Genomic DNA, 8629 nt, shown 5'->3' on the forward strand with positions numbered 1-8629 from the left:
GACATTTCGGTCGCGGTCAGTATCCCCAAGGGCCTGATCACGCCGATCATCGTCGATGCCTATTCCAAGGCGATTTCGGCGATCAGCAAGGAAATGGCCGACCTCGCCGGGCGGGCCAAGGAAGGCAAGCTGCAGCCGCATGAATATCAGGGCGGCACCGCCTCCTTGAGCAACATGGGCATGTTCGGGATCAAGCATTTCGAGGCGGTGATCAATCCGCCACAGGCGATGATCATGGCGATCGGCGCGGGCGAGAAGCGGCCCTATGTGATCGACGACAGTCTGCAGATTGCGACCGTGATGAGCGCCACCGGCAGCTTCGACCATCGCGCCATCGACGGCGCGGACGGTGCGAGGCTGATGAAGGTGTTCAAGGAATTGGTCGAAAGTCCGCTGGGGCTGGTGGCCTGATATGAAGTGGCTGGCGGCATTGCTGCTAGGCGCGATCGTGGGGTTTTTGGTGCCGATGATCTTCGGCGGTGAGGCCGGTTTCTGGCTGCACGCCTGGACCAAGGTCGGGACCATCCGTCCGCTGGTCGGGTCGCCCGGATTGCTGTTCTCAATCCCGCTGGCGTTGGGATCGGCTTTCATTTTTCGCCTGTTTTTCAACTGGCATAGCGGCTGAGCGTTGCCTGACCGCACCCCCCTGATCCGTGTCACCGCCATGCCGGCCGACACCAACCCCTATGGCGGGGTGTTCGGCGGCTGGCTGATGGGCCAGATGGGGCTCGCCTGCGGCTCATTTGCGTCGAAGCACAGCGGCGGCAAGGCGGTTGTCGTGGCGGCGGACCATCTTACCTTCACCGGGGCGATGGCGGTCGGCGACGAACTCAGCATCTATGTCGAGCTGAAGAAACAGGGACGGACGTCGATGACGCTCGAGGCGCATGCGATCGCGCGGGAACGCGACGGCGCCGAAGAATTTGAAGTGGCGACCGGCGAATTCACCTTCGTCGCGCTCGACCAGAACGACAAGCCGCGGGAGATCGCGGCCAAAGAGGAAAGCAATGGCTGACAGTTACGACCTTATCGTCCTTGGTTCCGGGCCCGGCGGCTATGTCGCCGCGATCCGCGCCGCGCAGCTCGGCCTCAAGACGGCGATCGTCGAGCGCGAGCTGCTTGGCGGGATCTGCCTCAACTGGGGCTGCGTCCCGACCAAGGCGCTGCTGCGGTCGGCTGAAATCTATCATTATCTGCAGAACGCCGGGGCCTATGGGCTGAAAGCGGCCCAGATCGGCGCCGATCTCGACGCCGTGGTGAAGCGGTCGCGCGGGGTGGCGAAGCAATTGAACCAGGGCGTCGCGCACCTGATGAAGAAACACAAGATCGCCGTGCACATGGGCGAGGGCAAGCTTCTTGCTGCCGGCAAGTTGGAGGTAAAGGGCGAGAAGGGGACCGAGGTCCTCACCGCCAAGAATATCATCATCGCCACCGGCGCCCGGGCCCGCGACCTGCCGTTCGCGCCGGCCGACGGGAAGCGCATCTGGACCTATCGCCACGCGCTGGTGCCGCCGGAGATGCCGGCCAAGCTGCTGGTCATCGGGTCGGGAGCGATCGGGATCGAGTTCGCCAGCTTCTATAGCGACATGGGTGCCGAAGTGACGGTGGTCGAGATGCTCGACCGGCTGGTGCCGGTCGAGGATGCCGACGTTTCGGCCTTCCTGGAAAAGCAGGTCAAGAAGCAGGGCATGACCGTCATGACCGGCGCCGGCGTCGAGGAATTGAAGGCGACCGCCAAAGGCGTCAGCGCCAAGATCAAGGCCAAGGACGGAAAGAGCGTGGCCGGCGACTATAGCCATGCCATCGTCGCCATCGGCATCGTCCCCAACACCGAAAATATCGGGCTGGAGACATTGGGTGTGAAGACCACCAAAGGCCATATCGACACCGATGGCATGTGCCGGACCAATGTCCCTGGCCTGTGGGCAATCGGCGATGTTACCGCACCGCCGTGGCTGGCGCACAAGGCAATGCACGAGGCGGTGATTGCCGCCGAAGCAATTGCCGGTGACCATCCGCACGCGATGGACCCGCGGAACATCCCGGGCTGCACCTATTGCCGGCCTCAGATCGCCAGCGTCGGCCTCACTGAAGCCAAGGCCAGAGAGCTTGGCTATGAGGTCAAGGCCGGGACCTTCCCGTTCATCGGCAATGGCAAGGCGATCGCGCTGGGTGAAGCGGAAGGCTTCACCAAGACCGTATTCGACGCCAAGACCGGTGAACTGCTCGGCGCGCACATGATCGGCGCCGAGGTCACCGAGCTGATCCAGGGCTATACGATCGGCAAGACCGCCGAGCTGGTCGAGGCTGATTTCATCGGCACGGTCTTCCCGCATCCAACCTTGAGCGAAACGATGCATGAGGGCGTGCTCGCGGCGTTTGGACGAGTCCTGCACATTTGAGCCCCGAGCTGCAAAACAACCGCACCTTGTGGATCGCGTTCGCGGCGAACCTTGGCATTGCCGTGTCCAAATTTGTCGCCGCAGCCATCACCGGGTCGTCGGCAATGCTTACCGAGGGCGTCCATTCGGTGGTCGACAGCACCAACCAGGTGCTGCTGCTGTGGGGCCGCAAGGCATCGCGCAGGCCGCCGGATGCGCAGCATCCTTTCGGCTATGGCCGCGAAATCTATTTCTGGAGCTTCGTTGTCGCGGTGCTGGTGTTCGCGCTGGGCGCGGGCGTGTCGGTTTACGAGGGCATCATCCACATTCGCGACCCCGAGCCGGCGGTGTCCCCGATCATCGCCTATGGCGTTCTGCTGGTTGCCTTCGTGCTGGAGGGGGGATCAACCTGGGAAGCGTTCAAGGAATTCCGGGAAGCAAAGGGCAAGACCGGCTGGATCAAGGCCATCCAGCAATCGAAGGACCCGACCGGCTTCATCGTGCTGCTGGAAAATGGAGCGGCGATGTTCGGCATCATTGCCGCAGCTATCGGCCTCGGCGTTAGCCAGTGGACCGGCGACCCGCGCTATGACGGAGCGGCCTCGGTCGTCATCGGCGCGATCCTCGGCATCACGGCATTCTTCCTGGCCTATGAATCCAAGGCCCTGCTGATCGGCGAAGCGGCCGACCCGGAACTGGTCGCGGCGATCCATGCGCTGGTGATGAACAAGGAGGCGGTGGTTACAATCGGAGAGGTACTGACCGTGCACGGTGCGCCCGACCAGATCACGGCCATGCTTGCCGTCGACTTTGACGACAATATCTCCGCGCGCGAGGTTGAGCGGCTGGTCTGCCAGATCGAGGACGAGATTCAGGCGAAATTTCCCGAAGTAACCCACCTGTACATCCGCCCGTTCAGCGAGGCCGACCGCAGCAGCAGTTGATTTTGGGCGCGGCGAGACTGGCTTCGCACCCGCCTTGCTGTTAGCCGGAAAACACAGGGGGTGGCCGTATGATGTGGAAATTGCTCGCGTCCGTTTCGTTGATTGCGGCTCCAGTTGCGGCCAATGCCGCGACGGTGGTTACCGCCGACCGCTATCTCGACGTCAACAGCGGCAAATATGTCGAACATCCGGCGATCTTCATCGCCGACGATGGGCACATAACTTCCATTGCCGATGCGCGAACGGTGCGGTGGGGCGCGAACGTCAAGCAGATCGACCTTTCGGGGAAGACGCTGCTCCCGGGCCTAATCGACATGCACGTCCACCTAACCAGCCTGGCCGAAGTGGGCGGCTACCAGGGCCTCAAATATACGGACAGCTTCTGGTCCGCGGTCGGCGTCGCCAATTCGGTCAAGACGTTGGAGGCCGGGTTCACCACCGTCCGCAATGTCGGCAGCTATGACTTCCAAGACGTCGGCCTCAAGCAAGCGATCGACGGGGGATGGATCCTTGGACCGCGAATTGTGCCGGCGACCTACGCGATCGGCGCGACCGGCGGTCACTGCGACGAAAATGGCCTGCCGCCGAGCTATGACAAAAAGCAGGAATCCGTCATCAACGGCGTCGACGAGGCGCGCGCCAAGGTCCGCTGGCTCCACAAATATGGTGCCGAGGTGATCAAGATCTGCGCCACTGGCGGCGTGTTCAGCCTGGGCGACAGCGTCGGCGGGCAGCAACTAAGCCTCGAGGAAATGAAGGCGATCGCCGACGAGGCGCATATGCTCCACCTGCGTGTGGCGGCGCATGCTCATGGCGACGAGGGCATCCATGACGCCATCCTGGCCGGGATCGACACGATCGAGCATGGCAGCCTGGCTTCGGAAGAGACGATGAAGCTGGCGCTGGCGCGCAAGCAGCCGATCTGGTTTTCGATGGATATCTACAATGACGATTATATCGTCGCGACCGGTACTTCCAACGGGACCGAACAGGAGAGCCTCGACAAGGAAAAGGCGATCGCGCTGAAGCAGCGCCAGACCTTTCGGCGCGGCGTGCAACTGGCTGTGCCGATGGTGTTCGGGAGCGACGCTGGCGTCTATCCACATGGCGACAATGGCAAGCAGTTCGCCAAAATGGTCGAATGGGGAATGACCCCGCTGCAGGCGATCCAGGCCGCCACCCGCAACGCGTCCCAAGCGCTTGGCCGCAACGACGTTGGCGTGATCGAGGTCGGCCGCTACGGCGATTTGGTGGCAGTGACCGGCGACCCGACGAGTGATGTCAGATTGCTCGAGCACCCGGACGCCGTCGTCAAAGGCGGACAGCTGGTCGCCGAGAAGGAATGATTAGCGCGGCGAACAGCGGGTTGTTGGCCGATGGCAGCTATTGATCGGGCAAAGGTACGGCGCGAGTTCGGCCAGGCGGTCAACATGACCGCCGGGGAAATCGAAGAATGGCTGGCCACCGGCCAAAGCCGCTCAGTCGGTTTCAAGCGCGATGGCGCGAGTGAGAGCGTCGGCCATGCCAGCGGTCGGCGGATCGTAGACCTGCTGGGCAAGAAAGTGGCCGAACTCAGCGATGACGACTACGCCCATATGCGCAAGGTCGTTGGCTATGTGCACCGCCACCTCGCCCAGCGGCCGGAGAATATCTACACTTCGCGCTGGCGCTACTCGCTGATGAACTGGGGGCACGACCCGGCCAAGGAGTGACGGGCGACTCATCGGTTAATTGAACTGCCCGACAACGGACATGGTGCTGCGGTTGGTTAACCGTGGCGAATAACCGTTGTGCAGGGTCTTCGGCGCTATCTTCGCGCCCAGGAGAAGGCCAATGCACAGCTTTCAGCCTTCGCGTGGACGGGTCTTTCTGGAAGTCCTCCTCGCGCTGGGAATGTCGGCATCGCTTGCCGGCGCATGGATGCAAACGCACGCGACCGCACTGCTGGGGGCGGCCGGGGTCGCGGCGTTCTATGGCCTGATCCACCTGTTCGACATGAGGCGGCCAAAATCGGCGGTGACAGCCGAGCCGCAGCGGATCGACTTCGATCGCGAGGTCGAACAGCCAGTAGCCGACGTGGTTGTGCCGATGGTGTCGGTCGAGGAGCTTGCCGTGTCCGATACTGGCAGCGAGGAAGCTGTCGTTGTCGAGCCGGTGAGTGCCAGAGTGGGGTCTGGCCGTCGTTCAGGCGGATCCCGCAAGAGCACGGGACGCCGGACCAAGGCGAAGGCTGAACCTGCGGCTGAGCCGGCGGCGGTCGAGCCGGTGCCGGTTGAAGGAGTGCCGGTCGAAGAGGCGCAAGCTCCCTGGCCGATGGCCGAAGAGGCCGATGCGGTGGAACCGGCGTGGGACGAAGAGGAATTCACCTTCCACGGTGAAGAGGAGTCTTCCCAGCCGCAGATCCAGCCGCTGTTCGAGCCGGAGCCGTTCGTGAGAATGCCGCGCCAGGGCTTCGGCCGCCGGGGCCGTTTATAAGGGCCTACTTGCCAAGGCGGTATCGCCGTTCCACGCTTCGTGCATGGCGCAGATGCACGACGTGTCCGATCCTCGCAATGCTTCGATCCTGATCAACGTCAATGGCGAGCTGAAACCCCGCGCCGAGGCCATGGTCTCGGTGTTCGATAGCGGATTCATGCTTGGCGACGGGGTGTGGGAAGGCCTGAGGGTCCAAAAGGGCCGCGCCGCCTTCCTCGATCGCCATCTCGACCGACTGTTCGAAGGCGCCAAGGCGATCGCCATGGACGTTGGCCTGTCGCGCGAGGAGCTGGCTGGGCGGCTCTACGAAACGCTCGATGCCAATGGCATGGTCGAAGGGGTCCATGTCCGCCTGATGGTAACGCGCGGTGTGCGATCGACGCCTTACCAAGACCCGCGGGTGGTAGTGACGCCGGCAACGGTGGTGATCATCCCGGAATATAAAGAGCCCGACCCGGCGGTTTACGAGCGGGGATTGAAGCTGTTCACCGTCCATGTCCGGCGCGGTGATCCGGCGGTGCAGGACCAGAAGATCAATTCGCACAGCAAATTGAACTGCATCCTTGCTTCGATCCAGGCGACGCAGGCGGGAGCGGACGAGGCGCTGATGCTCGACCCGCACGGCTTCGTCGCGACCTGCAACTCGACGCATTTCTTCATCGTCAGGAAGGGCGAGATCTGGACGTCGAGCGGCAAATATTGCCTCGGCGGGATTACGCGGGGGTTGGTGCTTGAGGTGGCGCGCGAGGCGGGCATCCCGGCCGTCGAAAAGGATTTCTCGCTGACCGACGTCTATGGTGCCGACGAGGCGTTCGTCACCGGCACCTTCGCCGGGATTGTCCCGGTGCGCGAGGTGGATGGACGGGCGCTGACCTGCCGCGGGCCGATGGTCGAGCGATTGCAGCGGCTCTACGCCGAGCGCGTCGAGCGCGATGTCGAGGAGCCTCGACCTTGAGAATTCCCATGATCATTTGCGGAGCCATCGGCTCAGCCGTGCTGATCTCAGGAACAGCAATCGCTCAGCAGACGGTGATCCAGGTCATCGACCTTTCCGAAAAGGGCATGTCGACCGAGGGCGGCGAGGCGACCTTGTATCGGGTGAGGAATACCAGACCGACAATCTGCAAGATCGATGTAATCCATTACGGCGAAACCGGGCGTTCGATCCTTGAGTTCGAGTTTGGGGCCAAGCTGAACGCCGCGGAGGCGAGGGAATATCGCTACAAAGTCCCACTCGCCGAGGATCCACACGCCAAGCCGAAGCTGATCAAGGCGGTGACCATGGCAACTCGGGAAGGCCGGGAGACGCTGCAAAAGGAATTTGAAACGTACAAATCCTTTTTTTCCGCCAGCGATCTGGAAAAATGCCTGGAAGGCTAGGTCGATGACCATCCGCATCGCCATGTGGTCGGGGCCCAGGAACCTCAGCACGGCAATGATGCGCAGCTTCGGCAGCAGGTCCGATACCTGCGTCAGCGACGAGCCATTTTACGGCGCTTACCTCAAGGCGACCGGCGATCCTCAGCCGATGGCCGACCAGGTGATGGCGTCGATGGATTGCGACTGGGCGAGCGTGGCACGGACCATGACCGGGCCCTCGCTGGCCGGGACGCCGATCTGGTACCAGAAACATATGGCGCATCACATGGTCGGACCGGTCGCGCATGACAATCTGCCGGGGCTGACCCATGCCTTCCTGATCCGTGATCCGGCGAGGGTGGTCGCAAGCTATGCCGCCAAGCGGGTCGCAGTGCGCCCGGATCACCTCGGCGTGGATCGGCAGGTCGACTATTTCGAGCGCGAGGCGGACCGGCTGGGCCATGCGCCGCCGGTGGTGGATAGCGCCGACATCTTGCGTGATCCGGACGGGGTGCTGGGCAAGCTATGCGAAGCACTGGGGATCGACTGGGACGTGGCGATGCTGAGCTGGCAGCCGGGCATTCGCGACACGGACGGCGTCTGGGCGTCGCACTGGTATGACGCGGTCGCGGTCAGCACAGGATTCGGCTCACCCGACGAAATGCCGGTCGAACTGGACGGCGATGCGCAGCGCGTGGCTGACGCCTGCCGCCCCTACTATGAGCGGCTGGCGGCGCATCGCCTAACGGCCTGATCCGATCAGCCGACGACGCGAACGCCGTTCTCGGCCCACTCCTTGTCGACATCGACTTCCTGATCGGCCCACTCCTGGCGGGTCAGGCAAAGCACCTTCTCGACGCGCGAGCCCGTAATCTCGATATTCAGACAATATTTGGCGGTTTCGCTGGCGGCGGGGGCTGTACCGGGTTCTGAAGGCTCGGGCCTCGTCGCCGACAGCGGCGAGAAGGCGGCAGCGACGGCAAGCGCGGCGATCATCAATTTCATCGCCATGTCGTTTCTCCTGACTGGCAAGGCTGGCATCCCCGCGATCCTCTCTACGCCTGGTTCCGGCGGGAGGCGAGGGCGTTCGGCGGCTTATGGGCGGCGGTTGACCGCATCGGCCCTCCCCGCTAAGGGGCCGCTCGTCCACAGGTTCCGCGATTCTTCGCTACCCCGCGGACAAGAGCTGAACATTGCTCAACGACGTGAAGGCCCGCTTCCTAAAGGCAGCCGGGACTTCGCGGTATTTGCGTTGCGCAAAGTAACCATTTTGGAAGGTGAAGGCTTCATGCCGACGATTAACCAGCTGATCCGCAAGGGTCGCGAACCGCAGAAGGCCAAGTCCAAGGTCCCTGCAATGGAGCAGAACCCGCAGAAGCGCGGCGTCTGCACCCGTGTCTATACCACCACCCCGAAGAAGCCGAACTCGGCGCTGCGCAAGGTTGCCAAGGTGCGCCTGACCAACAGCCG

Annotated in this window: 12 protein-coding genes and 1 pseudogene; 12 read left to right on the top strand and 1 reads right to left on the bottom strand. The window is 63.0% G+C overall.

Features of this window, described 5'->3' with window-relative positions; all coding sequences use genetic code 11:
* The 11 genes from Q0C64_RS12640 to Q0C64_RS12690 form a co-directional block, all read left to right on the top strand.
* The coding region (locus Q0C64_RS12640) for a 2-oxo acid dehydrogenase subunit E2 (protein WP_294124197.1) at positions 1-411 on the top strand (411 nt) is incomplete at its 5' end.
* A 1-nt stretch (position 412) separates the two neighbouring features.
* The gene (locus Q0C64_RS12645; RefSeq protein ID WP_294124156.1) at positions 413-625 is read left to right on the top strand and encodes a hypothetical protein; all 213 of its coding nucleotides are present in this window, start codon (positions 413-415) and stop codon (positions 623-625) included.
* 3 nt (positions 626-628) lie between these two features.
* Entirely contained in the window at positions 629-1015 is a 387-nt protein-coding gene (locus tag Q0C64_RS12650) for a hotdog domain-containing protein (RefSeq protein ID WP_294124198.1), read from the top strand.
* Complete coding sequence (lpdA, locus tag Q0C64_RS12655) at positions 1008-2402, top strand: dihydrolipoyl dehydrogenase (RefSeq protein ID WP_294124199.1); 1395 nt, start codon at positions 1008-1010, stop codon at positions 2400-2402. The genes Q0C64_RS12650 and lpdA overlap by 8 nt, the downstream gene beginning before the upstream one ends.
* A 26-nt stretch (positions 2403-2428) precedes the next feature.
* On the top strand, positions 2429-3325 hold the full coding sequence (locus Q0C64_RS12660) for a cation diffusion facilitator family transporter (RefSeq protein ID WP_366004809.1): 897 nt from the start codon (positions 2429-2431) through the stop codon (positions 3323-3325).
* Positions 3326-3396: 71 nt separating this feature from the next.
* Positions 3397-4671 (top strand): amidohydrolase family protein, encoded by a 1275-nt coding sequence (locus Q0C64_RS12665; RefSeq protein ID WP_294124201.1) that lies wholly within the window; start codon positions 3397-3399, stop codon positions 4669-4671.
* Positions 4672-4701: 30 nt separating this feature from the next.
* Positions 4702-5037: a DUF3140 domain-containing protein gene (locus Q0C64_RS12670; protein WP_294124202.1), complete on the top strand. Its 336-nt coding sequence runs from the start codon at positions 4702-4704 to the stop codon at positions 5035-5037.
* A gap of 121 nt (positions 5038-5158) precedes the next feature.
* Positions 5159-5800: a hypothetical protein gene (locus tag Q0C64_RS12675; protein ID WP_294124203.1), complete on the top strand. Its 642-nt coding sequence runs from the start codon at positions 5159-5161 to the stop codon at positions 5798-5800.
* A gap of 43 nt (positions 5801-5843) precedes the next feature.
* A complete protein-coding gene (locus tag Q0C64_RS12680; RefSeq protein ID WP_294124204.1) occupies positions 5844-6755 on the top strand; it encodes an aminotransferase class IV in 912 nt (303 codons plus the stop codon).
* An 8-nt stretch (positions 6756-6763) separates the two neighbouring features.
* Complete coding sequence (locus tag Q0C64_RS12685; protein WP_294124205.1) at positions 6764-7180, top strand: hypothetical protein; 417 nt, start codon at positions 6764-6766, stop codon at positions 7178-7180.
* Between the two features lie 4 nt (positions 7181-7184).
* Positions 7185-7913, top strand: a complete 729-nt coding sequence (locus Q0C64_RS12690; protein ID WP_294124206.1) for an HAD family hydrolase — start codon at positions 7185-7187, stop codon at positions 7911-7913.
* 5 nt (positions 7914-7918) lie between these two features.
* Here Q0C64_RS12690 and Q0C64_RS12695 read toward each other — a convergent pair whose 3' ends face one another.
* Complete coding sequence (locus Q0C64_RS12695; protein ID WP_294124207.1) at positions 7919-8170, bottom strand: hypothetical protein; 252 nt, start codon at positions 8168-8170, stop codon at positions 7919-7921.
* 277 nt (positions 8171-8447) lie between these two features.
* On the opposite strand from Q0C64_RS12695, the pseudogene rpsL reads away from it, so the two are divergent.
* Positions 8448-8629: pseudogene (gene rpsL / locus Q0C64_RS12700) on the top strand (30S ribosomal protein S12); the annotation flags it as partial.

This window comes from Sphingomonas sp., from assembly GCF_023266535.1.
GTDB lineage: Bacteria > Pseudomonadota > Alphaproteobacteria > Sphingomonadales > Sphingomonadaceae > Sphingomicrobium.

What these genes read in the sequence shown, in the direction of transcription:
- Q0C64_RS12645 (WP_294124156.1), top strand. Translation starts at nt 413, where the DNA reads ATGAAGTGGCTGGCGGCATTGCTGCTAGGCGCGATCGTGGGGTTTTTG.
- Q0C64_RS12665 (WP_294124201.1), top strand. Translation starts at nt 3,397, where the DNA reads ATGTGGAAATTGCTCGCGTCCGTTTCGTTGATTGCGGCTCCAGTTGCG.
- Q0C64_RS12680 (WP_294124204.1), top strand. Translation starts at nt 5,844, where the DNA reads ATGGCGCAGATGCACGACGTGTCCGATCCTCGCAATGCTTCGATCCTG.
- Q0C64_RS12690 (WP_294124206.1), top strand. Translation starts at nt 7,185, where the DNA reads ATGACCATCCGCATCGCCATGTGGTCGGGGCCCAGGAACCTCAGCACG.
- Q0C64_RS12670 (WP_294124202.1), top strand. Translation starts at nt 4,702, where the DNA reads ATGGCAGCTATTGATCGGGCAAAGGTACGGCGCGAGTTCGGCCAGGCG.
- Q0C64_RS12685 (WP_294124205.1), top strand. Translation starts at nt 6,764, where the DNA reads ATGATCATTTGCGGAGCCATCGGCTCAGCCGTGCTGATCTCAGGAACA.
- lpdA (WP_294124199.1), top strand. Translation starts at nt 1,008, where the DNA reads ATGGCTGACAGTTACGACCTTATCGTCCTTGGTTCCGGGCCCGGCGGC.
- Q0C64_RS12675 (WP_294124203.1), top strand. Translation starts at nt 5,159, where the DNA reads ATGCACAGCTTTCAGCCTTCGCGTGGACGGGTCTTTCTGGAAGTCCTC.
- Q0C64_RS12695 (WP_294124207.1), bottom strand. Translation starts at nt 8,170, where the DNA reads ATGGCGATGAAATTGATGATCGCCGCGCTTGCCGTCGCTGCCGCCTTC.